Genomic DNA, 24,271 nt, shown 5'->3' on the forward strand with positions numbered 1-24,271 from the left:
GAAACGGCGGAACAGGAGTGCGCTCGATGCCGGCTTCACGGAAATCAGGCAAGGTGTTCTACACGTTGCGGCCCTCCAGGGAGGGCTTGCCCCCCTTTTCTGATATCAAGCTTCCCGGCGGCACGATCATCCGCCGTGTCGACGAAGCCATCCACAGGAAGGCGCTTTCCAATGCAGCCAAGGCGCTGAAAGAAAGGCTGGACCGATGATCCATGAATCTTTCCCCGCGAACGACGGTTCGAGCCGGCGGCAAAACGGCGTCAGCGCCGGCGATATCGCCGAGGCCGTGCTGGAATTCTATATCGAAGGTGAGGACGATCTGATCGGCCTTCTCGCCTACGCACTCTACGAGCGGCAGAAGCGCGATTTCGTTCTCAGCCATCGCAAGCGAAATGCCGGCCGTTCGCCCGATGAGGCCGAGCTTGCCGCCGTCAACAGCAATTATCTCTCGACCGACCTGCGCAACACGCTGCGCGACCGCGCCTCGCAGATCCTTTCGAGTTATGCCGAAACCTATGTCGAGGCGATGGAGCCGCAGATCCGGCTGACTGCCGTCAACAGCGATGCGTTGCGCCAGGTACGAAGCATCGAGAAATCGATCAAGAGGCGCCTGGGCTTCTGGCGACAGGTCCGGGCCGGCTTTGCCGTCACCCTGCTCCTCCTTCTGCTTTTCGGCGCTGCGGCCATTGCCGCTGTCTTTTTCCAATCGGATATCGTAGATGCGTGGAATGCGCTGATGGTACCGACCACTCTACGGATGTAAGACGACATGATCCTTTTTCCCGCGATCGACCTGAAAGGCGGCCAATGCGTCCGCCTGAAGCTCGGCGACATGCAGCAGGCGACGGTCTACAACACCGATCCGGCCGCCCAGGCGAGATCCTTCGAAGATCAGGGTTTCGAATGGCTGCATGTGGTTGATCTCGACGGCGCTTTTGCGGGACATTCGGCCAATGGCGATGCCGTCGAAGCGATCTTGAAGGCAACGGACAATCCCGTGCAACTCGGCGGCGGCATTCGCACCCTCGATCATATCGAGGCCTGGCTGTCGCGCGGGCTGCGGCGCGTCATTCTCGGCACCGTCGCGGTCAGAAATCCGGCGCTGGTCATCGAGGCCTGCCGGAAATTTCCTGATCGTGTCGCCGTCGGCATCGATGCCAAGGGCGGCAAGGTGGCCGTCGAGGGTTGGGCGGAGGCCTCCGAACTCGGTATCATCGAGCTCGCCAGGAAATTCGAGGGCGCCGGCGTCGCCGCGATCATCTACACCGATATCGACCGTGACGGCATTCTGGCCGGCATCAACTGGAGTTCGACGCTGGAACTTGCCGACGCCATTTCCATTCCCGTCATCGCCTCGGGCGGCCTTGCCTCTCTCGACGATATCCGCCGCATGCTGGAGCCCGATGCGCGGAAGCTGGAAGGGGCGATTTCAGGCCGTGCGCTTTATGACGGTCGTATCGATCCCAAGGAAGCGCTGGCGCTGATCAAGGCGGCCCGGGCCAAGGAGACCGCATAAATGACCCTCAAGGCCCGTGTCATTCCCTGCCTCGACGTCAAGGACGGCCGTGTCGTCAAGGGCGTCAACTTCCTCAATCTCGTCGATGCCGGCGATCCCGTCGAAGCCGCGAAGGCCTATGATGCGGCCGGCGCGGACGAACTCTGCTTCCTCGACATCACCGCTTCCTCGGACAATCGCGAGACGATCTTCGATGTCGTGTCTCGCACGGCCGACCAATGCTTCATGCCGCTGACGGTCGGCGGCGGGGTGCGCACCATCGCCGATATCCGCAAGCTGTTGCTGTGCGGTGCCGACAAGGTCTCGATCAATTCGGCAGCCGTCAGCAATCCCGACTTCGTCACTGAGGCAGCCGACAAGTTCGGCGACCAGTGCATCGTTGTTTCGATCGATGCCAAACGCCGGCGCACGCAGGCGGTCGGCGGCGACAATCTCAGCGCCTGGGAAATCTATACCCATGGCGGCCGCAACGCGACCGGCATCGATGCCATCGAATTCGCCCAGAAGATGGTGGCGCGCGGCGCCGGCGAGCTCTTGGTCACCTCGATGGACCGTGACGGCACCAAGGTCGGCTACGATCTGGAACTGACGCGAGCGATCGCCGATGCGGTGCGTGTGCCGGTGATCGCCTCCGGCGGCGTCGGCGATCTCGACGATCTCGTCGCCGGGGTGAAGGAGGGCCATGCCAATGCGGTGCTTGCCGCGTCGATCTTCCACTTCGGCACCTATTCCGTCAGCGAGGCGAAGCACTATATGTCGAAGTGCGGCATCGACATGCGTCTCGACTGAACCTTGAAAGCGGACCTATGAGCGGATTTTCCCTTTCCGATCTCGAAAGCATCGTCGCAGAACGATCGAAAGCTTCGCCGGAGCAATCCTGGACAGCCAAGCTCGTGGCCGCCGGCCAGCCGAAAGCGGCAAAGAAGCTCGGTGAAGAGGCGATCGAAGCCGTGATGGCGGCGGTGACCGGCGACCGCGACAATCTGACCTATGAGGCTGCCGATGTGCTCTATCACCTATTGGTCGTATTGAAGATTGCTGAAATACCGTTAGAGAATGTCATGGCCGAGCTCGAGCGCAGAACCGCGCAGTCCGGCCTCAAGGAAAAGGCCAGCCGGCAGAGTTCATGAGTATCGCGACTGAGATTATCGGGGTGCCGGAAACGTTGGATCACTTCCAGTCGGAATCCTATTCGCCCTACCACTTCTTCTCTTCCGAACAATGGGCGAAATTCCGCGCCGACACGCCGTTGACGCTGACGAGCGACGAGGTCAAACGGCTGCGTTCGATGGGCGATCCGATCGATCTCGACGAGGTCCGGCGCATCTATCTGTCTCTGTCGCGGCTGCTCTCAGCACATGTCGAATCCTCGCAGATGCTGTTTGAACAGCGCAACCGCTTCCTCAGCCTGTCCGATGTGACGAAGACGCCCTTCGTCATCGGCATCGCCGGCTCGGTCGCGGTGGGCAAATCGACCACCGCCCGTATCCTCAAGGAGCTCCTGGGGCGCTGGCCTTCCAGCCCGAAGGTCGATCTCGTCACCACCGACGGTTTCCTCCACCCCAACGCCGTGCTGCAGCGGGAAAAGCTGATGCAGCGCAAGGGCTTTCCGGAAAGCTACGACACGGGTGCAATCCTGCGCTTCCTCTCGGCGATCAAGGCCGGACGGCCGGATGTGAAGGCGCCCAGCTATTCGCACCTCGTCTACGATGTGCTGCCGGACGAATACAAGATCGTCGACCGGCCGGACATCCTGATCTTCGAGGGCATCAATGTGCTGCAATCGCGTGACCTGCCTGCCGGCGGCAAGATCGTGCCGATGGTCTCCGACTTCTTCGACTTCTCGATCTATATCGATGCCGCCGAAGACGAGATCCACAACTGGTATGTCACGCGCTTCATGCGGCTACGCGAGACCGCCTTCCGCGATCCGAATTCCTATTTCCATCGCTATGCCTCGATCAGCGACGCGGAAGCGCTCGAAATCGCCGAGGATCTTTGGGCAAACATCAACCTGAAGAACCTGCGGCAGAACATTCTGCCGACGCGTCCACGCGCCGATCTCATCCTGAAAAAGGGCAAGGATCACCTGATCGAACAGGTCGCGCTGCGAAAGCTATAGCAGCGGTCGATAGAGCCTTTCCGTTTTTCTCCGAATCACGGAAACGCTCTATCGCTTTGTTTTTACGCAATTCCGGACGCAAAACCGCTGCGCACTTTTGCTGGAATTGCTCTAGTCGGTGGGATTGACGCGGCGAAGCGTCAGATTGATGCGGCCACCATTCTTCAGCAGCGTCGACGTCGCCGGATGGATGCGGTCGACGCCGTGGAAACACAGCCTCCCCTCGCCGCCCAGCACCACCAGATCACCGCTCGAAAGCTTGAAAGATAGCGTGCGATCATTGCGGCTGAGGCCGCCGACGCGAAAGAGGCAGCTGTTGCCGAGCGAGATCGAGACGACCGGGGCTTTGAGATCCTGTTCGTCCTTGTCCTGATGCAAGCCCATGCGCGCTTCGTCGGAGTAGAAATTGACGAGGCAGGCTTCCGGCGGCTTGTCGTAACCCGAAACGTCATTCCAGATATCGAGCAATTGCTGCGGCATATCAGGCCAAGGTCTGCCGGTTGCCGGGTGCGTGGGCTGGTAGCGATAGCCGCGCTCTTTGTCCGTCACCCAGCCAAGCGGCCCGCAATTGGTCATGCGCACGGACATCGGCTTGCCGGTGCCGGGCATGGCGGGCACATAAAGCGGCGCTTCGGCGACGACGGTACGGATCACCTCGACCAATGCCTCCTGACGCGCTCGGTCGAGGTAACTGGGGAGATGGCGGATGCCACTCAAGAGCTCCGGCATGTCACTCACCGCTGCCGCCGCCGGGGCGGCCGCGCATTTTCTTGACTTCTGAGCGACCGGATTTTTCCTTCAGGCGGCGTTCGACCGAACCCTTGGTCGGCCTGGTCTTCTTGCGCGGCGGCGGTGGCGGCTTGGCGGCCTCGAGAATCAGTTCCTTCAACCGGTCGCGCGCATCCTCGCGGTTGCGGTCCTGGCTGCGAAACCGGCTCGCCTCGATCATCAGCACGCCCTCCTTCGACAACCGCCGGCCGGCGAGCTTGATCGCATTGGTTTTGACACGATCGTTCAGGGACGGCGAATTCGCGATGTTGAAGAACAGCTGGACCGCGGTCGAGACCTTGTTGACATTCTGCCCACCGGGACCGCCCGCCAGAACGAACTGTTCCGTCAGCTCCCATCCGGCGATGGTGATCCTGTCATCGATATAGAGCGCGTCGCTGGCCATGCGGCGTTCTATCTCACATCGGCGGCGAATTGAAAATATCGGCTGTGACATGGGAAACCCGGCGATCTTGCGATGCCGGGTTTCACGTGAGTCAGAGGTTTGATCTGCCTATTCGGCAGCGACCTTTACGCCGGGGGCCGCATCACGGACGCCGCCGTCAACATGATTTTCGAACTTGGCGAAGTTCGCGATGAACATCGAGACCAGCTTTTCGGCCTGCGCGTCATAGGCTGCCTTGTCGACCCAGGTCGAGCGCGGATCGAGAATGCTGCCATCGACACCGTCGACGGAGACCGGCACGGCGAAGCCGAAGTTCGTGTCGGCACGGAATTCGGCCTGTCCAAGTTCGCCGCTGAGGGCGGCAGCGAGAAGTCCACGCGTCGCCTTGATCGGCATGCGCTTGCCGGTGCCGTAGGCGCCGCCGGTCCAGCCGGTATTGACAAGCCAGCATTGGACGCCATGGCGGCCGATCAGCTCCTTGAGCAGATTGCCATATTCGGCCGGATGCCGCGGCATGAAAGGAGCGCCGAAGCAGGTGGAGAAGGTCGCTTCCGGCTCGACGACACCCTTTTCGGTGCCGGCCACCTTGGCGGTATAGCCGGAGAGGAAGTGATACATCGCCTGATCAGGCGTCAATCGGGCGATCGGCGGCATGACGCCAAAGGCATCGGCGGTCAGCATGATGATTGTCTTCGGATGCCCGGCACGGCCCGTTTCCGAAGCGTTCGGGATGAAGTCCATCGGATAGGCGCAACGGGTGTTTTCGGTCAGCGACCCGTCGTCGAAATCCGGCTCGCGGCTTTCGTTCAGCACGACGTTTTCCAACACGGTGCCGAAACGCTGCGTCGTCGCGTAGATTTCCGGCTCGGCTTCGGCCGAAAGGCGGATGGTCTTGGCGTAGCAGCCGCCTTCGAAGTTGAAGATGCCGTTCTCGCTCCAGCCGTGTTCGTCATCACCGATCAGCGTCCGGGCCGGATCGGCCGAAAGCGTCGTCTTGCCGGTGCCGGAAAGGCCGAAGAAGACCGCCGCGTCACCGTCCGGGCCGACATTGGCCGAGCAGTGCATCGGCATCACGCCCTTGGCCGGCAGCAGATAGTTGAGCACGGTGAAGACCGATTTCTTCATTTCGCCGGCATAGGAGGTGCCGCCGATGAGGACGAGACCGTTGGTGAGATCGCAGGCGATCACCGTTTCCGAACGGCAGCCGTGGCGAGCCGGATCGGCCTTGAAGCTCGGCAGATCGATGATCGTCAGCTTCGGCACGAAGCTGGACAGCGCTGCAGTGTCGGGGCGGATCAGCAGATTGCGGATGAACAGTGAATGCCAGGCGAATTCGGTCACGACGCGGGTCGGCAGAGCATGACCTTCCTCGGCGCCACCGACGAGATCCTGGACGAAAAGCTCCTTGCCCGCGGCATGCGCCAGCATATCGTCGCGCAGAACGGCGAAATGCTCCGGCGAGATCGGCTTGTTGTTGTCCCACCAGATTTCGCCATCGGTATTGATATCGCGAACGACGAACTTGTCGCGCGGCGAACGGCCCGTGTGCTGGCCGGTGATAGCCCGCAATGCGCCTTGAGCGGTCAGTTCGGCTTCGCCCCGGCGGATCGCTTCTTCATAGAGCGCGGCGGCGGAAAAGTTGTAGCGAACGCTGGCTGCGCCGCCCAATCCAACCGTTGCCAGCTCTATTGCCGGGTTATGAACTCCGAACATTTCCATGGCTAGTTCCCTTCACTCAGGCTCGTTGCCGTTAAAACTAACCGCGAAAATACGGGCAGAAATTTTAAAACACAAGATGGAAAACTTGAGAAAATGCAGTGATATCAAACAATTAATCGATTTAAATTTATCGTCCTAATTTTAAATCGTTTGAATAGATCGCGTTTAAAGATTCGGGCGCACTACCTAAGATTGCTCGCGAATTTTACGACAATCTTCCCCTTTATCTTTGCCACAATTTGTTCCACCTTTATCCTCCATAAGCGCATCCGGTCACTGAGACCGCCTGGGGAGAGCAAATCCGGGAGATTGCGCACTGATGACGGAGACCAACACCATGCCGACAATCGCGCTCGTTGATGACGACCGCAACATCCTCACCTCGGTGTCGATCGCACTGGAGGCTGAAGGATATAAGGTCGAGACGTATACGGACGGTGCTTCGGCGCTCGACGGCCTGCTGGCGCGACCGCCGCAGCTGGCGATCTTCGACATCAAGATGCCGCGCATGGACGGCATGGAACTGCTGCGCCGCCTGCGGCAGAAGTCGGACATCCCGGTCATCTTCCTCACCTCCAAGGATGAGGAGATCGATGAACTCTTCGGCCTGAAGATGGGCGCCGATGATTTCATCACCAAACCGTTTTCGCAGCGTCTGCTGGTGGAGCGCGTGCGCGCCGTCCTGCGTCGCGCGTCAAGCCGCGAAGCCGCCGCCGCCGGCACGAGCCCCAGCGGCGCGCCGAAGACCGGCGCGGTGCAGCAGGCCCGCTCGCTGGAGCGCGGGCAGCTGGTCATGGACCAGGAACGCCACACCTGCACCTGGAAGGGTGAGGCAGTGACGCTGACGGTGACCGAATTCCTGATCCTGCATTCGCTGGCGCAGCGCCCCGGCGTCGTCAAAAGCCGCGACGCGCTGATGGACGCAGCCTATGACGAACAGGTCTATGTCGACGACCGGACCATCGACAGCCACATCAAGCGGCTGCGCAAGAAATTCAAGATGGTCGACAACGACTTTGATATGATTGAAACACTCTACGGAGTGGGATACCGCTTCCGCGAAGCAGCCTGAGCCCCGAGCGGCGCAGCGCGCTCCTGCATAATTTCCTAAATCGGCATCGATTTAAGGATTTAATTATGCAGCAGTTCAAAATGTCACAGCGTCCTTTGCGCGTCTGAAAAGACGCGCGGCGCTGTCGGAAATGTTGAGGGCTGCGGGCCGGCCCATCCGGCCCCGCCCTTCGAAAGGGCCTGTCATTGGCACAGTTGGTGCAGGAAAGGGATCTGGACGATGCGGAGGGCGTGAGCACCCGTCGCGTCCGAGGCCGCCGTTGGTCGCATCCCTTCACCCTGATCCGCCGGATCTTCGGCAATGCCGTCTTTTCGAGCCTGACACGGCGCATCCTGTTCTTCAATCTCGTCGCGCTGGTGGTGCTCGTCGGCGGCATTCTCTACCTTAACCAGTTCCGCGAAGGATTGATCGACGCTCGCGCCGAAAGCCTGTTGACGCAGGGCGAAATCATCGCCGGCGCCGTTTCGGCCTCCGCGTCGGTCGATACGAACTCGATCACCATCGATCCGCAGAAGCTGCTCGAGCTGCAGGCCGGCCAGAGCATCACCCCGGTGCCGAACGACGAGGACCTTGAATTCCCGATCGATCCCGAAAAGGTCGCGCCGGTCCTGCGCCGGCTGATCTCTCCGACACGCACACGCGCCCGCATCTTCGATGCCGATGCCAACCTGCTGCTCGATTCGCGCCATCTCTATTCGCGCGGCCAAGTGCTGCGCTTCGACCTGCCGCCGGTGGAGGAAGAGAAACAGACCTGGAGCGAGTGGTTCGCCACCCTCTTCAACAAGGCGCTGCAGCCCGGCAATCTGCCGCTCTATAAGGAAGCGCCGGGCGGCGACGGCTCGATCTATCCCGAAGTGATGAACGCGCTCACCGGCGTGCGCGGCGCAGTCGTGCGCACCACCGAAAAAGGTGAACTCATCGTTTCCGTCGCCGTGCCGATCCAGCGCTTCCGCGCCGTGCTCGGCGTGCTGTTGTTGTCGACACAGGCGGGCGACATCGACAATATCGTCCATGCTGAACGGCTTGCTATCATGCGCGTCTTCGGCGTGGCGACACTCGTCAACGTGCTGCTTTCACTGGTGCTGTCATCGACCATCGCCAATCCACTGCGCCGTCTTTCGGCAGCTGCCATCCGCGTCCGCCGCGGCGCCAAGACGCGCGAAGAGATCCCCGACTTCTCTGCCCGCCAGGATGAAATCGGCAACCTTTCCATCGCATTGCGCGAGATGACGACGGCGCTCTACGACCGCATCGATTCGATCGAGAGTTTCGCGGCCGATGTCAGCCATGAGCTCAAGAACCCGCTGACCTCGCTGCGCAGCGCCGTCGAAACGCTGCCGCTTGCCCGATCCGACGATTCCAAGAAGCGGCTGATGGACGTCATCCAGCACGATGTCCGCCGCCTCGACCGGCTGATCAGCGATATCTCCGACGCCTCCCGTCTCGACGCCGAACTCGCACGCGTCGATGCCGGCTCCGTCGACATGGAGGTGCTGCTGCGCGACCTGATCGAGGTTTCGCGCCAGGTTAGGAGCACCAAGAAGCAGGTGGAAATCGAATATGCGATCGAACGCAAGCCGAACGTCAAGACGCGCTTCGTCGTCAACGGCCACGATCTACGCATCGGCCAGATCATCGCCAACCTGATCGAGAATGCCCGCTCTTTCGTGCCGGAAAAGGGCGGCAAGATTACCGTGCGGCTGGTGCGGACACGCTCGCGCTGCGTCACCACCATCGAAGACAACGGCCCCGGCATCCAGGCGGAAAATATCGACCGCATCTTCGAGCGCTTCTATACGGACCGGCCGGAGGCGGAAGGCTTCGGCCAGAATTCGGGGCTCGGCCTTTCGATCAGCCGGCAGATCGCCGAAGCGCATGGCGGTTCGCTGAGAGCCGAAAACATCACCGATGCCGAGAGCGGGCATATACTCGGCGCGCGGTTCATCCTCTCTTTGCCAATCGGCGCCGCAGCATGACCGAGGCAGGTTTCAACGTCCATGCGACGGCGATCGTCGTCGGCAAGACGGGGCTGCTATTCAGCGGTCCCTCCGGCTGGGGAAAATCGATGCTGGCCTTCACCTGCATGACCGAGGCGCGCCGGCTCGGGCTTTTCACGGCGCTGGTCGCCGACGACCAGGTGCTTCTCTCCGGAGAGGCCGGCGCGGTGATCGCTACATGCCCGCCGTCGATCGCCGGGCTGATGGAGCTTCGCGGCACCGGCATCGTTCGGCAGGACCATATTCCGCGGGCGACCATGCATTATGCCGTGCTTCCTGGCAGCGCCTCCGGTGAAAACCGGGTGCCTCCAGAAGGCGAAACCGTAGGCCTTGCCGCCGGTTTTTCGCTTCCCGCATTGCGGTTGCTCACAGGCGTCTCTTCACCCCTTGCGATCCTGATGGCAAAAGTGCCTGGCATCGGGCACTGAGGCCTTCCGGATTGGTCAATCTGCCTTATATATTCGCATTTTTATCTTGCACTTCGGCTTTTCATAGCCAAGATGTGCCCCCACCGGTGGACGTAATTGCTGCATTGCGATATTGGGGCCACCGTTTGTATATGGGAGCAGTAATATCATGATCGGACTTGTGCTTGTCACTCATGGCAAGCTGGCTGAAGAGTTTCGTCATGCTGTCGAGCACGTCGTCGGTCCTCAGAAATTCATCGAGACGGTCTGTATTGGCCCCGAAGACGACATGGACCAGAGACGGCAGGACATTCTGGAAGCCGTTTCCGGTGCCGATGATGGCCACGGCGTTGTCATCCTGACCGACATGTTCGGCGGCACGCCGTCCAATCTCGCCATATCAGTCATGAGCAGCGGCCATACCGAAGTCATTGCCGGCGTCAACCTGCCGATGTTGATCAAACTTGCCGGGGTGCGCGGCGAGAACAACATGGAGAAGGCGCTGGTCGAGGCCTCCGAAGCCGGGCGGAAATATATCAATGTCGCGAGCCGTGTGCTCAGCGGAAAATAACGGGCATTCATGACATCGCTCTCCCGGGAACTCCTCATCATCAACAAGCGCGGTCTTCATGCGCGCGCTTCCGCCAAATTCGTGCAGATGGTCGAGACCTTCGATGCCGCCATCACCGTTTCCAAGGATGGAATGACGGTCGGCGGAACCTCCATCATGGGCCTGATGATGCTTGCGGCAAGTCCCGGCTCAAGCGTCGTCGTTTCGGCGAGCGGCAGCCAGGCCGAGGAAGCGCTGGAGGCCCTGGACAAGTTGATCCAGAACAGGTTCGGCGAGGAGATATGAGCTCCGATCGAGTTCATATAAACATATAAAGACTTCTTTATATCCTTATTGCTATCACCGGCGAAGCCTGCTAAACGGCGGACATGCCGTGCGCTTGCACGCGGGTCATTTTTCGCGCCTGCGCCAATTTTGAGACGTTTTTCAGCCTGGAGGCCTCTATGAGCACTGAAAAAGATTATGTCGTCGCCGATATCGGGCTTGCGGATTTCGGTCGCAAGGAAATTACGATCGCCGAAACCGAAATGCCGGGGCTGATGTCCTGCCGCACCGAATTCGGCCAGACAAAGCCGCTGAAGGGCGCGCGCATCACCGGCTCGCTGCATATGACCATCCAGACGGCCGTGCTCATCGAGACGCTGGTCGCGCTCGGTGCCGAAGTCCGCTGGGCCTCGTGCAACATCTTCTCGACGCAGGATCACGCCGCTGCCGCGATCGCCGCTTCCGGCGTGCCTGTCTTCGCCATCAAGGGCGAATCGCTCGAAGATTACTGGGTCTACACCGACAAGATCTTCCAGTGGGCCGATGGCGGCCTTTCCAACATGATCCTCGATGACGGCGGCGACGCCACCATGTACATCCTGCTCGGCGCCCGCGCCGAAGCCGGCGAGGACGTACTGTCTCACCCGCATTCCGAAGAAGAGGAAATCCTCTTCGCACAGATCAAGAAGCGCCTTGCCGCTTCGCCTGGCTGGTTCACCAAGCAGCGCGACGCGATCAAGGGCGTCACCGAGGAAACGACGACCGGCGTCAACCGCCTTTACCAGCTCAGCCAGAAGGGCCTGCTGCCCTTCCCGGCGATCAACGTCAACGACTCGGTCACCAAGTCGAAGTTCGACAACAAGTATGGCTGCAAGGAATCGCTGGTCGACGGCATTCGCCGCGGCACCGACGTCATGATGGCCGGCAAGGTTGCCGTCGTCTGCGGCTACGGCGACGTCGGCAAGGGTTCTGCCGCTTCGCTCTCCGGCGCCGGCGCCCGCGTCAAGGTGACAGAAGCCGATCCGATCTGCGCATTGCAGGCTGCGATGGACGGTTACGAAGTCGTTCTGCTCGAGGACGTCGTTTCCTCGGCCGATATCTTCATCACCACCACCGGCAACAAGGACGTCATCCGCATCGACCATATGCGGGCGATGAAGGATATGGCGATTGTCGGCAATATCGGCCACTTCGACAACGAAATCGAAGTCGCTGCACTGCGCAATCTCAAGTGGACCAACGTCAAGCCGCAGGTCGACCTGATCGAATTCCCCAAGGGCAACCGCATCATCCTCCTTTCCGAAGGCCGTCTGCTCAACCTCGGCAACGCCACCGGCCATCCGTCCTTCGTGATGTCGGCTTCGTTCACCAACCAGACGCTGGCGCAGATCGAACTCTTCACCAAGCCCGACCAGTATTCCAACCAGGTCTATATCCTGCCGAAGCATCTCGATGAAAAGGTCGCACGCCTGCATCTCGACAAGCTCGGCGTGAAGCTGACTGAGCTTTCTGCGGAACAGGCTGCCTATATCGGCGTCTCGCCGAAGGGCCCGTTCAAGTCCGACCACTACAGATATTGATCTGATCGTTAATATCCACAAGATGTAGAAGCCGCGGCATTGACAAATGCCGCGGCTTATTTTTTGGACGCTCCCTTCCCGCCGATTCCCTTCCGAAGTATTGTTTTAAGACTTGATTCGTGGCGCCGGACCCTGTTCGGCCGCTGCGAAAATGGGATGTCTTGTCGTAATGCGGCACATTGAAGGACGGAGACATACCGCGGATGTCGGAAATAAAAAGCAGCCTGCCCGGTCAGGCGGATGATGGCGCACGCGCCGATCGCCGCCCGCTGATGGCAGGCCAAGGATATAAATCTGCAACGGCACACGAGGCCGCAAAGCAAGAGCACGGATCATTGGCGCGCTTCCTGAAAAGCTGCGCGGCCGGCACGGCGCTTGCCGCCCTGGCGCGGCCGGCTCTGGCACAGACGGAGCAGCAGGCGGCGGCCTCGGCTCACCTCTTCACATCCTCGCAGGTGATCGGTGTTTCTGTCGTCATTGGCGTCATATCGGCAGCATTGCTGTCAACGCTGTGGCTCGTGCGCCAGCGCGGCAACCTGGAAAACGAGAGCCGGGAAATCCGCTCGGCGCTCTCCGATGCCCAGCAGCGCATTTCGCAATACCAGGCTCTGATCGCCGACAAGAACCGGCGGATCGTCATCTGGGACGGCAATGCACGTCCCGAACTGCTCGGCCAGCTTCCGCCTGAGACCGGCGCGCCGCAGGACGGCGAATTCCTGGCCTTTGGCCTGTGGCTGAAGTCACGTTCGGCTTCCGAGCTGGAAAAGGCGATCGACCGGCTGCGCGACGAGGCGCAAAGCTTCGATATGGTGGTCGAAACCATCCGCGACGAAATCCTCGAGGCGCAGGGCCGGGTTTCCGGCGGGCGTGCCTTCGTCCGCTTCGTGGCGCTCAACAATCTGCGCGCCGAACTCGCAGAGCTCAGGATCGAACGCGACCGGCTGATGACCTCGATCTCGGCCTTCCAGACCATGCTCGACGCGATCGACATGCCGGCCTGGCAGCGCGATCCGGTGGGCCGCCTCACCTGGGTCAACCAGGCTTATGGCGAGGCGGTCGAAGCGCGATCGCCGCAGCAGGCGATCAATGAAGGCCGCGAGATGCTGACGACCGTCGCGCGCGAACGCATTCGCGCCAAGACGACGCCGGAATCGCCCTTCCACGACAAGATCTCGACGGTCGTGCACGGCAACCGCACATTCTTCGACGTCGTCGACGTCAGGGTTCCCGGCGGCTCGGCCGGCATCGCGATCGATGTGTCCGACATAGAGGCAGTGCGCGCCGAGCTGGAACGGACGCTGAAGAGCCATGCCGAAACGCTCGACCATCTCGCCACGCCGGTTGCCATCTTCGACGGCGACCGCCGGCTGCAATTCTACAACCAGGCCTTCGTCGCGCTCTGGGAGCTGGATATCGCCTTCCTCGAAGGCCGACCGGACAATAGCGAGCTGCTCGAGCGGCTGCGGGCGGCCAAGAAACTGCCGGACCAGCTCAACTGGAAAAGCTGGAAGGAAGCCGCGCTTTCCGTCTATCGCGCGCTCGACACGCAAACCGATCTCTGGCACCTGCCGAACGGGCAGACGTTACGGGTCTTTGCGACCGCCCATCCGCAGGGCGGCGCCACCTGGGTGTTCGAAAACCTGACTGAGCAGGTCGATCTCGAAACGCGCTACAACACGCTGGTCAAGGTGCAGGGTGAAACGATCGACCATCTTTCGGAGGGTGTGGCGGTGTTCGGTCCTGATGGACGCATCCGCCTTTCCAACCCGGCCTTCCGCGCGCTCTGGGGGATCACCGAAACCGAAGCCAAGCCCGGCACCCATATCCGTGCGCTCGGTGAGGCCTGCGCGCCGTCCTATGACCGGCCGGACGGCTGGAAGACCTTCGCGGAACTGATCACCAGCTTCGACGACGAACGCCGCTCGGGCCAGGGAACGCTGGAACTCTTCTCCGGCCTCGTGCTCGACTATGCCGTCATCCCGCTGCCGAACGCGCAGACCATGCTGACCTTCGTCAACATGACGGACAGCGTGCGTGCCGAGCGCGCGCTGACCGAGAAGAATGAAGCACTGCGCAAGGCCGACGAGCTGAAGAACGACTTCGTCCAGCACGTTTCCTATGAACTGCGTTCGCCACTGACCAACATCATCGGCTTCACCGATCTCCTGCGCACGCCCGGCGTCGGGCCGCTTACCGAACGGCAGGCCGAATATATCGACCACATCTCGACGTCGTCCTCGGTTCTGTTGACGCTCGTCAATGATATTCTCGACCTTGCGACCGTCGATGCCGGCATCATGCGCCTCAATTATGCGGATATCGATCTCAACGATCTGCTCGACGACGTCTCGATGCAGATCGCCGATCGCCTCCACGAAAGCGGTGTCGCGCTTGAAATTACCGCTCCTGCCTATCTCGGCTCGATCGTGGCCGATCCGCAGCGGCTGAAGCAGATCCTTCTGAAGCTTCTGTCCAATGCGGCGAATTTCTCGCCCGAAGGCACGTCGATCTCACTGGAATGCCGTCGCGAAGGCACGGATTTCGTCTTCGCCGTCAGCGATCGCGGCCCCGGCATCTCGCCTGACATGATCGCGACCGTCTTCGACCGTTTTGCCACGGGGGCAAAAAGCGGCAAACGCGGCGGCGCCGGCCTCGGCCTCTCGATCGTCGACAGCTTCGTCAGTCTGCATCATGGCGATGTGACGATCGACAGCGAACCGGGCAAGGGCACGACCGTCGTCTGCCGTATCCCCTCGGTCGATGTACCGCATTCCGCCGCCGCCGAATGACGACCAGCGATGCGATCTCGCTTTTCCTGAAAGACGAGGCGGCCACCGTCCGCCTCGGCGAAGACTTGGCGCTGGCCCTGAAAGCCGGTGATTGCCTTGCCCTTTCCGGCGATCTCGGCGCGGGGAAATCCTCGCTCGCCCGCGCGATCCTGCGCGCGATCGCCGATGACGAGGGGCTCGAGGTCCCGAGCCCGACCTTCACGCTGGTGCAATCCTACGATCTGCGCATCGCCGTTTCGCATTTCGATCTCTACCGGCTCGGCGATCCCGCCGAACTGACGGAGCTTGGCTTCGACGAGGCCCTGCAGAACGGTATCTGTCTCGTCGAATGGCCTGAGATGGCGCAGAGCGAACTGCCCGTGGAACGAATCACCCTGACGCTGGCGCATGAAGGCAGCGGCCGCCGGGCAACGATCGAAGCCGCTGGCGCGCAAAATACACGCATCCGCCGCGTGCTGGCGATCCGCGATTTCCTTGATGCCGCCGGTTACCCCGCATCGAAACGCCGCTTCCTGACCGGTGATGCCTCGCTGCGCGCCTATGAGGCGATCTATCCGCAAGCCGGGAACCAACGCATCATCCTGATGGACTGGCCGCCGCTTGCTGAAGGCCCGCCGGTTCTCGACGGCAAACCCTATCCCAAAGTCGCGCATCTTGCCGAAAACGCTTATCCGTTCGTGGCAATCGCCGATACGCTGCGCAAGGACGGTTTTGCGGCACCCGAAGTCTACAAGGTGGATTATAACAAGGGTATCCTGCTGATCGAAGATCTTGGCAGCGAAGGCGTGCTGGATGCCCACGGACAGCCGGTTATAGAACGCTATCGCGAAAGCGTTGCCTGCCTGGCCAGGCTGCACGCCCTGAAATTTCCGCAGGACATCCCCGTTGGAAAGGGGCATGTCCACCATATTCCTGATTTCGACCGCACGGCGATGAAGATGGAGGTGCGGCTGGTGATAGACTGGCACCTGCCCTGGAAGCGCCAGGGCGCACCTGCAACGGAAGCCGAACACGCGGAATATCTGGCGATCTGGGATGCGCTCATCGATGAGCTCGCAACGGCCGAGAAGAACCTGCTGCTGCGCGACTTCCACTCGCCGAACATCATCTGGCGCGAACATGAAAGCGGTATTCGCAAGATCGGCCTCATCGATTTCCAAGACGCGATGATCGGCCCCACGGCTTATGACCTTGCCTCGATCGTCCAGGATGCGCGCGTAACGATCGAGCCGGACCTCTTCCGGCAGCTGATGGACGATTATCTGACGCTTCGCCGCGCAGAGAGCGGTTTCGACGAAGCCGGATTTATGAAAGCCTGGGCGATCATGTCTGCCCAGCGCAACTGCAAGCTTGCCGGCCTCTGGGTGCGCTTGTTGCAGCGCGACGGCAAGCCGGGCTATCTGAAACATATGCCGCGCACGCTCGCCTATCTAAACGTCGCGCTTGAGCATGAAACGCTTGCCCCCTTGCGCGATTGGTGCACAAGGGCTGGAATAGGCCAGAGCGAATCATAAGTTCCGGATCAGAATGACCATCAGACAAGCCATGGTACTGGCCGCGGGTCTCGGAACCCGCATGCGCCCGATCACCGATACGATCCCCAAGCCGCTGGTGAAGATCGACGGCAAGCCGATGATCGACTACGCACTGGATTCCCTGGTCGCGGCCGGCGTCGAACGCGCCGTCGTCAACGTTCACCACCACGCCGACCAGATGCTCGAACATCTTGGGAATTATCGCGGCCTCGATATCGTCATTTCCGACGAGCGGGGCGCACTGATGAATTCCGGCGGCGGCCTGGCGAAGGGGCTGAGGCTGCTTAGCCGCGACAATATCTTTGTCATGAATGCCGATCTCTTCTGGATCGGCGAACAGCAGGGGCGGCCGACGAATCTGCAACGCTTAGCCGGCTTCTTCGATGCGGAACGCATGGATATGGCGCTGCTTTGCGTTGGGATCGAGGATACGACGGGTCACAACGGCAAGAACGACTTCAGCCTCGCGGCCGATGGCCGGCTGACACGTTATCGCGACGATCCCTCCAATCCCGTCGTCTATGCCGGCGCGATCGCCATGAACCCGTCGCTGTTCGACGATGCGCCGAAGGATGCCTTCAACCTCAATATCTATTTCGACAAGGCGATCGCGCGTGGACGGCTTTTCGGCATGGTGCTCGAAGGCCATTGGCTGACGGTCGGCACGCCGGAGGCAATCGGCGAGGCGGAGGAAACGATCCGGCGATTGCGGACGTTTGCTTAAGCTATGGCGGAGCGGCACCAGCCACGCATCCTGACGATCCCGGCGGGCCTCTCCTTCCTGAAAACGCTGGCGACGACAGTTTGCGACGGCCGATTGACGCCGATTTTCCGGCACGACGTCGATGATCCGCTGTCGCTTGCCAAAGTCACGATCTACCTGCCGACCCGGCGCGCCGTGCGTGTGCTGCGTTCTGAATTCGTCGACCTGCTCGGCGGCCGATCAGCGATCCTCCCCGTCATCCGCCCGCTCGGCGAAACCGATGACGATAGCGGCTATTTCGACGAGGCGCTGCCGACAACGATCGATCTCGCCCAGCCGCTATCGAATACCGCCCGTCTGCTGGAGCTTGCGCGTCTGATCCTTGCCTGGCGAAATAAGTTGCCGGAGATCGTCCGCCACATTCACTCGGACTCGCCGCTCGTCGCGCCGGCAAGCCCGGCGGATGCGATCTGGCTCGCCCGCAATCTTGCCGAGCTGATCGATTCCATCGAGACCGAGGATCTCGACTGGTCGGAGCTGTCGAAACTCGATACCGGCGATTATGCCGCCTGGTGGCAGTTGACGGCGGAGTTCCTGCAGATCGCCAGCGCCTTCTGGCCCGAACGGCTTTCCGAACTCGGCAAATCCTCGCCGGCACGGCATAGAAACGCCATTCTGCGGGCCGAAGCAGGCCGGCTTTCGGCGACGAAACCCGCGGGACCGATCATCATCGCCGGTTCGACGGGTTCCGTTCCCGCCACCGCCGATCTCATCGCCGCCGTCGCCCATCTGCCTGAAGGTGTGATCGTGCTTCCAGGTCTCGATCTCTCCATGCCCGAAATGCACTGGCAGATGGTCGCGCCGGAACCGGCGCCCGGCCAACATGCCAATCCCGCAAGCCGGAGCCATCCGCAATATGGCCTGTCACTGCTGCTCAAGCGGCTGAAGCTGACACGCGCCGACGTCACGCTCCTCGACAGACCGGAGGCCGATCTTGACCGGCGGGCCGAAATCCTGTCGCGGGCCCTTGCTCCAGCGGAGGCGACCAGCGACTGGGGAGCGTGGAAGAGCGATCTGCCGGCCGGCGCGCTGTCTTCGGCCTTCTCTGATGTCTCGCTGATTGAAGCCGCCAATGAGCGCGAGGAAGCAACGGCGATTGCCATCGCACTCCGGCTGGCGCTGGAAAGACCGGGACAGGACGGCGAGAGCCGGGCAGCACTCATCACTCCGGACCGCAATCTCGCGCGGCGGGTGATGGCCGAGCTTTCCCGCTTCGGCATTCTCGCCGATGATTCGGCGGGCACACCGCTTTCGGCCATGCCGCAGGGCACCTTGCTGCAATTGCTGCTGGAGGCAGCGCTGCGACCGGGCGATCCGGTGGCAATCATCTCACTGCTCAAACATCCGCTTGCCCGCTTCGGCCTGGAGCGCGGCGCATTGATTTCCGCTACCGAGGCGCTCGAGCTGCTGGCGCTGCGCGGCGGTGTGGCCGAGGTGGATATCAGCACGCTCGAACCTCTCCTCACGCACCAACTTGCCGAACAGGCGCTGGACAGGCACGCGCCGCAATGGCGAAAATCGCTTTCGCCTGAGGCCGCCGACGCCGCATGCGACCTTGCCCGCCGGGTCACACAAGCGACCGAGCCTCTGGCTTCGGCGCTGATGCGGCACCGGCCGGAAGATCGTGGAAGAACAGTGCGCTTCACATTGTCCGAATGGGCCGAGCGCACTGGCCGTTCGCTTGAAGCGGTCGCGGTCGATCCGCAAGGCAATCTCGCCGATCTCTGGTCGAACGAAGCGGGAGACGCCCTCGCCGCCCTGCTCAGTGAAGTGATCGACACGGACGGCCAGATGGAGGCCGACGGACCGCAATGGATCGACATCATGGCAGCGCTCGCCGCCGGTCATGCGGTGAAACCACGGGCGCTCAGCCATCCGAGGCTCTTCATCTTCGGCACGCTGGAAGCCCGCCTGCAGAGCGTCGATACGCTGATCCTCGGCGGCCTGAACGAAGGCACCTGGCCGGGACAGACCGCCAACAACCCCTTCATTCCGCGAATGATGAAGACGGAGATCGGCCTCGAGCCGCCGGAGCGGCGCATCGGCCAGCTGGCGCATGATTTCGAGATGGCAAACGGCACACGCCATCTGATCTATTCGCGCGCGCTGCGCCAGGGCTCGACGCCGACCGTCGCCTCGCGTTGGCTGCAGCGGCTGCTGGCGCTCGGCGGAGAGGCGTTCGAAGCGGAATTGAAGGGACGCGGCAATCGGTTCCTCCAATGGGCCGCTCTCATCGATCGGGGAGATGCTCAGGCGCCGGTGCAGCGCCCCTCGCCGAAACCGCCGCTGGCGCTGCAGCCGAAATCCTATTCCTTCAGCGAAGTCGGCCGGCTGCGCCGAGATCCCTATGCCATCTATGCCCGTCGCATCCTGCGGCTTGACCCCGTCGACCCGTTCAATCGTGATCCAGGGGCGGCCGAACGCGGAACGCTCTACCACGAGATCATCGATCGATTCATCCGCGAGGCTCACATCGCCGGCACGCCGGATGCGGCAGCGGCGATGGAGGCCATCCTTTCCGAGCTTTTCGACATGGAAAAGTTGCCGCCGCATATCGACGCGGTGTGGCGGCCGCGCTTTCGCGCGGTGGCCCGCGTCTTCCTCGAATGGGAGGCCGGACGCCAGCATGGCATCCTGAAAACGCTGACGGAAGTACGGGGCGGCATGGAATTGGAGCCGATCAATATCCGGCTCACCGGCGTTGCAGACCGGATCGACGTCACAGGACCAAACTCGGCCGACATCATCGACTACAAGACCGGCTACAATCCCTCACCGGCGCAGGCACGTGTGCTTCTCGATCCGCAGCTTGCGCTTGAAGCGGCCGCCTTGAGCGCCGGTGCCTTCCGCGATGCCGGCAGCCTCGTGCCGCAGGACCTTCTCTATGTGCGTCTGCGACCCGGAAGCCGCTTCCAAGTCGATACCGTCAACAACGAGAGCTCGGCGCGCAGCGACAAGGCGAAATCGGCGATGGATCTGGCCGCCGAATCGATCGACCAGCTGGTCAAATTCGTGGGGTTGCTGCAATCCAGCGAGAGAGGCTTTACCTCGCGGCTGATCCCGGCCCAGCAATTCGATTTCGGCGGCGACTATGATCATCTCGCCCGCGTCTCCGAATGGTCGACGGCCGAAACCGAAGAGGGCGGCGATGAGTGATGTGACCGCCCTTCCCAACGATGACGATCCGGGCGCCTGGATCGGCTGGACGACGATCCAGCAGGCGATTGCCTCCGATCCGCTGCGTTCAGCATGGGTCTCGGCCAATGCCGGTTCCGGCAAGACGCATGTGCTGACACAGCGCGTCATCCGGCTGCTGCTATCAGGTGCGCGGCCTTCCGCCATTTTATGCCTCACCTACACCAAGGCCGCGGCGTCGGAAATGTCGAACCGCGTCTTCGAACGGCTGGCGGAATGGGTGGTGCTTGACGATGAAGACCTCGGCCGCCGCATCACACAGATCGAAGGTACGGCTCCCGACGGACTGAAGCTTGCCGAGGCACGCCGGCTGTTTGCCAAGGCGCTGGAGACACCAGGTGGACTGAAGATCCAGACGATCCATGCCTTTTGCGAGGCACTGCTGCATCAGTTCCCGCTGGAAGCCAACGTTGCCGGGCATTTCTCGGTTCTCGACGATCGCGCGGCGGTGGCGCTGCTTTCCGATGCGCGCCGGGCACTGCTGACGGCAACCGCGCCGGACGAAGACAGCGCCCTTGCCGAGGCATTCGCCTACGTGCTCAATCTCGGCGACGAATCCGGGCTTGAGAACCTGCTCGGCGACATCGTCGCCAATCGCAATGCCATTCGTCGTTTCACCGCGACGGCTGAACAGCAGGGCGGCGTGGAAATGGTTCTGCGCAAAAGGCTCGGCCTTGCCGTCGGCGACACGGAAGACAGGATCGCGGCGCAATATTGGCCTTTGCCGGAGCTTTCGGGCGGCACGCTGGAACTTTATCTTTCGCTTGCCGACCAGAAGGGCGGTGCCAAGGCGCAGGAGGTTGCCTATGGCCTCAGGCTCGCTGGGCGGGAGCGCGATGACGCAAGGCGCGCGCAATTTCTCGAGAAAATCTTTCTGACCGTGAAGGGCGAGCCCAAGGCGGACTCGCAATTCTTCGTCAAGGCCATGCTTGCCGAGGCACCGCAGCTGGCGGAGGCCATCGCCATTGCCCGCGCGCATGTCGCAGCAAGCCGTGACCGGCTGAAACTGATGCGGATGTACGGCGCCACACATGCAGCGCTCGTGCTCGCCGATCGGCTGAATCACGATTATGACGAGTTGAAGAAGCAGCGCAGCCAGCTCGATTTCGAGGACCTGATCACCCGCACCGCCGACCTCCTGACGAAAAGTGGCGTCGGCCCCTGGATCCACTACAAGCTCGATCGCGGCATCGATCATATCCTCGTCGACGAGGCGCAGGATACCAGCCCGATCCAGTGGAGCGTCATCCAGTCGCTCGCCGAAGATTTCTTCTCCGGCGAAAGCGCCCGGCCGATCGTGCGCACGCTTTTTGCCGTCGGCGACGAAAAGCAGTCGATCTATTCCTTCCAGGGGGCAAGGCCCGAGCGTTTCTCCGAGGAGAGCGACCGAACGCGGCGGCGCGTTTCCGATAGCGGGCAGAGTTTTTCCTCCGTGAGGCTGCCGCTCTCTTTCCGCTCGACCGCCGACGTGCTCGAGGCGGTCGACCACATTTTCAAGACACCCGAAAACGCGCGCGGCCTCAGTGCGGTCGGCGAACCGGTCGTGCATCGTTCCAGCCGCATCGGACATCCTGGCGCCGTCGATCTCTGGGAGATGGTTGCGCCGGAAGCGGTGGTGAAGGAGGAGGACTGGACGGCGCCCTTCGATGCGACGCCGGAAAGCGCGCCGGCCGCGATCCTCGCGCGGCGGATCGCCCATTCGATCGGCACGCTTGTTGGCCGCGAAACGATCGTCGACAAAGGCAAGGAGCGCCTGATCGAGGCCGGCGACATCCTGGTGCTGGTGCGCAAGCGCGACGCCTTCGTCAATGCGTTGACGCGGGCGCTGAAGCGCCGCGGCGACATTCCCGTCGCCGGCGCGGACAGACTGGTGCTGACCAGCCATATCGCCGTGCAGGATCTGCTGGCGCTCGGCCGTTTCCTGCTTCTGCCGGAAGACGACCTTTCGCTCGCCGCCGTGCTGAAGAGCCCGTTTTTCGATCTCTCCGAGGACGACATCTTTGCGATCGCCGCGTTGCGCGGCGACAATGAAAGCGTCTGGAGCCATCTCAAAAGCTTCGCAGCAGACGGCACCGAGCGCTTCCGCGCTGCCGTCGAGAGGCTGGAGCTGTTTCTCCGGCAGTCCAGGAGCCTGTCGGTCCATGATTTCTATGCGCGCGTGCTGGGCAGCTATGGCGGGCGGCGGCAATTCCTTGCCCGTCTCGGCACCGAGGTCAGCGATATCCTCGACGAATTCCTGACCTTCACGCTCGACCATGAGAGCTCCGGCCTTCCCGGGCTGCAATCCTTCATCTCGACGCTGGAGCTCGAAGCCCCCGTGATGAAGCGCGAGCAGGACAAGGGGCGCAACGAGGTGCGGATCATGACGGTGCATGCCTCCAAGGGTCTTGAAGCACCGATCGTTTTCCTCGTCGACGGCGGTTCGAAGGCCTTCACCCATACCCATCTTCCGAAGCTTCGCCTGATCGAGACCGGCCCAGACGAGCCGCCGATGCCCGTCTGGGTTCCTGTCTCGGATCTTTCCAATTCGCTTACCCAGGATGATGCCGCACGTATCCAGATGCTGGCGGAGGAGGAATACCGCCGGTTGCTCTATGTCGCCATGACGCGCGCCGCCGACCGGCTGGTCGTCTGCGGCTATCGTGGCGTGCGTGTGAACAATGACACCTGGCATATGATGATTTCGACGGCACTGCGCGACGACCATCCGCATGTGGAGGCGACCACATTCTCCGGTCCCGATGGGGAATGGCCGGGCATCAAATGGCGCGTGCCGCGGGTAGAACGAAGCTTCGAGCGTATCGATCGCAGCGAAGAGCGCGGCAGCGAGGAGACCTTGCCGGACGGCCTGTTGCGGCCATTGCCGCCGCAGGCTGAGCTGCCCCGGCCGCTCAGCCCTTCCGGTGCCGGGACGATCATCGATGAAGACGCGGGTGGCCTGCTGGTCGTTTCGCCGCTGTTCGGCGAAAAGGAGCGCAGCGATCGTTCACTGGAGAAAGGCAGGCTGATCCATCGCATGCTGCAGGCGCTTCCCGAAATTCCGCTTGTGGAGCGACCTGATGCGGCGAGCCGTTATGCTGAACGGGCGGCTCGATTCTGGCCGGAAGCCGAACGGCGCAAGCTTGTCGATTCGGTTCTGAAACTATTGGACGAGGAGGGTCTGCAGGCTGTCCTCGGTGCGCAGGCCCAGCCAGAGGTTTCGATCATGGGAACATTGACGCTCGAAGATCGGCGCTATGCCGTCTCCGGGCGCATCGACCGGCTTGCCGTCCTTGCCGATCGCGTCGTCATTCTCGACTACAAGACCAATCGGGTGCCGCCGGCAACGGAGGAGGCTATCCCCTTCGCGCACCGGGCGCAGCTGGCGATCTATCGCGAGATCCTGGCGCCACTCTATCCTGATAGGCGTATCGATTGCATGCTTGTCTATACCGAGAACGCCTCGCTCTTTACACTGAGCGAAAAGGCGCTCGGTTTGGCGCTTGCAGCGGTCAAGACAAAGTGAAATACCGGACATTGAAAATTCGGCACCGCACCATCACATGTGGTTCAACACCCAATTCCGTT

20 protein-coding genes are annotated in these 24,271 nt (G+C 61.7%); 17 read left to right on the forward strand and 3 right to left on the reverse strand.

Annotated elements, in window-relative coordinates; all coding sequences use genetic code 11:
- The first annotated feature begins 26 nt into the window (after window positions 1-26).
- Genes FFM53_RS13100 through coaA form a run of 6 tightly spaced genes read left to right on the forward strand, consistent with a single transcriptional unit; the run spans window position 27 to window position 3,638 of the window.
- Entirely contained in the window at window positions 27-209 is a 183-nt protein-coding gene (locus FFM53_RS13100; RefSeq protein WP_029768237.1) for a hypothetical protein, read from the forward strand.
- Window positions 206-763 (forward strand): hypothetical protein, encoded by a 558-nt coding sequence (locus FFM53_RS13105; RefSeq protein ID WP_138389315.1) that lies wholly within the window; start codon window positions 206-208, stop codon window positions 761-763. Before FFM53_RS13100 ends, FFM53_RS13105 begins: the two co-directional genes overlap by 4 nt.
- Window positions 764-769: 6 nt before the next feature.
- Window positions 770-1,516 (forward strand): 1-(5-phosphoribosyl)-5-[(5-phosphoribosylamino)methylideneamino]imidazole-4-carboxamide isomerase, encoded by a 747-nt coding sequence (hisA, locus tag FFM53_RS13110; RefSeq protein ID WP_138389316.1) that lies wholly within the window; start codon window positions 770-772, stop codon window positions 1,514-1,516.
- The gene (gene hisF / locus FFM53_RS13115; RefSeq protein WP_138389317.1) at window positions 1,517-2,305 is read left to right on the forward strand and encodes an imidazole glycerol phosphate synthase subunit HisF; all 789 of its coding nucleotides are present in this window, start codon (window positions 1,517-1,519) and stop codon (window positions 2,303-2,305) included.
- Window positions 2,306-2,322: 17 nt separating this feature from the next.
- Entirely contained in the window at window positions 2,323-2,646 is a 324-nt protein-coding gene (locus FFM53_RS13120; protein WP_017962659.1) for a phosphoribosyl-ATP diphosphatase, read from the forward strand.
- A complete protein-coding gene (gene coaA, locus FFM53_RS13125) occupies window positions 2,643-3,638 on the forward strand; it encodes a type I pantothenate kinase (RefSeq protein WP_003544165.1) in 996 nt (331 codons plus the stop codon). The genes FFM53_RS13120 and coaA overlap by 4 nt, the downstream gene beginning before the upstream one ends.
- A gap of 111 nt (window positions 3,639-3,749) precedes the next feature.
- Here coaA and FFM53_RS13130 read toward each other — a convergent pair whose 3' ends face one another.
- The 3 genes from FFM53_RS13130 to FFM53_RS13140 form a co-directional block, all read right to left on the reverse strand.
- Window positions 3,750-4,367, reverse strand: coding sequence for an alpha-ketoglutarate-dependent dioxygenase AlkB (locus FFM53_RS13130; protein WP_138389318.1), 618 nt, complete (start codon window positions 4,365-4,367; stop codon window positions 3,750-3,752).
- 1 nt (window position 4,368) lies between these two features.
- On the reverse strand, window positions 4,369-4,812 hold the full coding sequence (gene arfB, locus FFM53_RS13135) for an alternative ribosome rescue aminoacyl-tRNA hydrolase ArfB (RefSeq protein WP_025396530.1): 444 nt from the start codon (window positions 4,810-4,812) through the stop codon (window positions 4,369-4,371).
- A 108-nt stretch (window positions 4,813-4,920) separates the two neighbouring features.
- Window positions 4,921-6,531: a phosphoenolpyruvate carboxykinase gene (locus tag FFM53_RS13140; RefSeq protein ID WP_138389319.1), complete on the reverse strand. Its 1,611-nt coding sequence runs from the start codon at window positions 6,529-6,531 to the stop codon at window positions 4,921-4,923.
- 337 nt (window positions 6,532-6,868) lie between these two features.
- On the opposite strand from FFM53_RS13140, the gene FFM53_RS13145 reads away from it, so the two are divergent.
- From FFM53_RS13145 to addA, 11 genes are all read left to right on the forward strand, one after another.
- On the forward strand, window positions 6,869-7,603 hold the full coding sequence (locus tag FFM53_RS13145; RefSeq protein ID WP_191092491.1) for a response regulator transcription factor: 735 nt from the start codon (window positions 6,869-6,871) through the stop codon (window positions 7,601-7,603).
- Between the two features lie 185 nt (window positions 7,604-7,788).
- On the forward strand, window positions 7,789-9,579 hold the full coding sequence (locus tag FFM53_RS13150) for a sensor histidine kinase (RefSeq protein WP_017989882.1): 1,791 nt from the start codon (window positions 7,789-7,791) through the stop codon (window positions 9,577-9,579).
- Complete coding sequence (locus FFM53_RS13155; RefSeq protein WP_138389321.1) at window positions 9,576-10,028, forward strand: HPr kinase/phosphorylase; 453 nt, start codon at window positions 9,576-9,578, stop codon at window positions 10,026-10,028. Before FFM53_RS13150 ends, FFM53_RS13155 begins: the two co-directional genes overlap by 4 nt.
- 148 nt (window positions 10,029-10,176) lie before the next feature.
- Window positions 10,177-10,578 carry a PTS sugar transporter subunit IIA gene (locus FFM53_RS13160; RefSeq protein WP_003544139.1) on the forward strand — a complete coding sequence of 134 codons (402 nt, stop codon included), beginning with the start codon at window positions 10,177-10,179 and terminating at the stop codon, window positions 10,576-10,578.
- A 9-nt stretch (window positions 10,579-10,587) separates the two neighbouring features.
- Entirely contained in the window at window positions 10,588-10,863 is a 276-nt protein-coding gene (locus tag FFM53_RS13165) for an HPr family phosphocarrier protein (protein ID WP_138389322.1), read from the forward strand.
- A 158-nt stretch (window positions 10,864-11,021) separates the two neighbouring features.
- Window positions 11,022-12,422, forward strand: coding sequence for an adenosylhomocysteinase (gene ahcY / locus FFM53_RS13170; protein WP_003544127.1), 1,401 nt, complete (start codon window positions 11,022-11,024; stop codon window positions 12,420-12,422).
- A 203-nt stretch (window positions 12,423-12,625) separates the two neighbouring features.
- Window positions 12,626-15,211 carry a sensor histidine kinase gene (locus FFM53_RS13175; RefSeq protein ID WP_138389323.1) on the forward strand — a complete coding sequence of 862 codons (2,586 nt, stop codon included), beginning with the start codon at window positions 12,626-12,628 and terminating at the stop codon, window positions 15,209-15,211.
- Window positions 15,208-16,725 carry a tRNA (adenosine(37)-N6)-threonylcarbamoyltransferase complex ATPase subunit type 1 TsaE gene (tsaE, locus tag FFM53_RS13180; RefSeq protein ID WP_138389324.1) on the forward strand — a complete coding sequence of 506 codons (1,518 nt, stop codon included), beginning with the start codon at window positions 15,208-15,210 and terminating at the stop codon, window positions 16,723-16,725. The genes FFM53_RS13175 and tsaE overlap by 4 nt, the downstream gene beginning before the upstream one ends.
- A 13-nt stretch (window positions 16,726-16,738) precedes the next feature.
- Entirely contained in the window at window positions 16,739-17,470 is a 732-nt protein-coding gene (locus FFM53_RS13185) for a nucleotidyltransferase family protein (protein ID WP_138389325.1), read from the forward strand.
- 3 nt (window positions 17,471-17,473) lie between these two features.
- Complete coding sequence (gene addB / locus FFM53_RS13190; RefSeq protein WP_138389326.1) at window positions 17,474-20,665, forward strand: double-strand break repair protein AddB; 3,192 nt, start codon at window positions 17,474-17,476, stop codon at window positions 20,663-20,665.
- Window positions 20,658-24,209 carry a double-strand break repair helicase AddA gene (gene addA / locus FFM53_RS13195; RefSeq protein WP_138389327.1) on the forward strand — a complete coding sequence of 1,184 codons (3,552 nt, stop codon included), beginning with the start codon at window positions 20,658-20,660 and terminating at the stop codon, window positions 24,207-24,209. The genes addB and addA overlap by 8 nt, the downstream gene beginning before the upstream one ends.
- Window positions 24,210-24,271: the final 62 nt, after the last annotated feature.

The sequence above is a fragment of the Rhizobium indicum genome (assembly GCF_005862305.2).
In the GTDB taxonomy this organism is placed as follows: Bacteria; Pseudomonadota; Alphaproteobacteria; order Rhizobiales; family Rhizobiaceae; genus Rhizobium; species Rhizobium indicum.

Excerpts from the sequence above, each read along its gene's own strand:
- FFM53_RS13130 (WP_138389318.1), bottom strand. The coding sequence starts at position 4,367 with ATGCCGGAGCTCTTGAGTGGCATCCGCCATCTCCCCAGTTACCTCGAC.
- addA (WP_138389327.1), top strand. The coding sequence starts at position 20,658 with ATGAGTGATGTGACCGCCCTTCCCAACGATGACGATCCGGGCGCCTGG.
- hisA (WP_138389316.1), top strand. The coding sequence starts at position 770 with ATGATCCTTTTTCCCGCGATCGACCTGAAAGGCGGCCAATGCGTCCGC.
- FFM53_RS13155 (WP_138389321.1), top strand. The coding sequence starts at position 9,576 with ATGACCGAGGCAGGTTTCAACGTCCATGCGACGGCGATCGTCGTCGGC.
- FFM53_RS13100 (WP_029768237.1), top strand. The coding sequence starts at position 27 with ATGCCGGCTTCACGGAAATCAGGCAAGGTGTTCTACACGTTGCGGCCC.
- tsaE (WP_138389324.1), top strand. The coding sequence starts at position 15,208 with ATGACGACCAGCGATGCGATCTCGCTTTTCCTGAAAGACGAGGCGGCC.
- coaA (WP_003544165.1), top strand. The coding sequence starts at position 2,643 with ATGAGTATCGCGACTGAGATTATCGGGGTGCCGGAAACGTTGGATCAC.
- addB (WP_138389326.1), top strand. The coding sequence starts at position 17,474 with ATGGCGGAGCGGCACCAGCCACGCATCCTGACGATCCCGGCGGGCCTC.
- FFM53_RS13140 (WP_138389319.1), bottom strand. The coding sequence starts at position 6,531 with ATGGAAATGTTCGGAGTTCATAACCCGGCAATAGAGCTGGCAACGGTT.
- FFM53_RS13145 (WP_191092491.1), top strand. The coding sequence starts at position 6,869 with ATGCCGACAATCGCGCTCGTTGATGACGACCGCAACATCCTCACCTCG.
- hisF (WP_138389317.1), top strand. The coding sequence starts at position 1,517 with ATGACCCTCAAGGCCCGTGTCATTCCCTGCCTCGACGTCAAGGACGGC.
- FFM53_RS13175 (WP_138389323.1), top strand. The coding sequence starts at position 12,626 with ATGTCGGAAATAAAAAGCAGCCTGCCCGGTCAGGCGGATGATGGCGCA.
- FFM53_RS13165 (WP_138389322.1), top strand. The coding sequence starts at position 10,588 with ATGACATCGCTCTCCCGGGAACTCCTCATCATCAACAAGCGCGGTCTT.
- FFM53_RS13105 (WP_138389315.1), top strand. The coding sequence starts at position 206 with ATGATCCATGAATCTTTCCCCGCGAACGACGGTTCGAGCCGGCGGCAA.
- FFM53_RS13120 (WP_017962659.1), top strand. The coding sequence starts at position 2,323 with ATGAGCGGATTTTCCCTTTCCGATCTCGAAAGCATCGTCGCAGAACGA.
- FFM53_RS13185 (WP_138389325.1), top strand. The coding sequence starts at position 16,739 with ATGACCATCAGACAAGCCATGGTACTGGCCGCGGGTCTCGGAACCCGC.
- ahcY (WP_003544127.1), top strand. The coding sequence starts at position 11,022 with ATGAGCACTGAAAAAGATTATGTCGTCGCCGATATCGGGCTTGCGGAT.
- FFM53_RS13160 (WP_003544139.1), top strand. The coding sequence starts at position 10,177 with ATGATCGGACTTGTGCTTGTCACTCATGGCAAGCTGGCTGAAGAGTTT.
- arfB (WP_025396530.1), bottom strand. The coding sequence starts at position 4,812 with ATGGCCAGCGACGCGCTCTATATCGATGACAGGATCACCATCGCCGGA.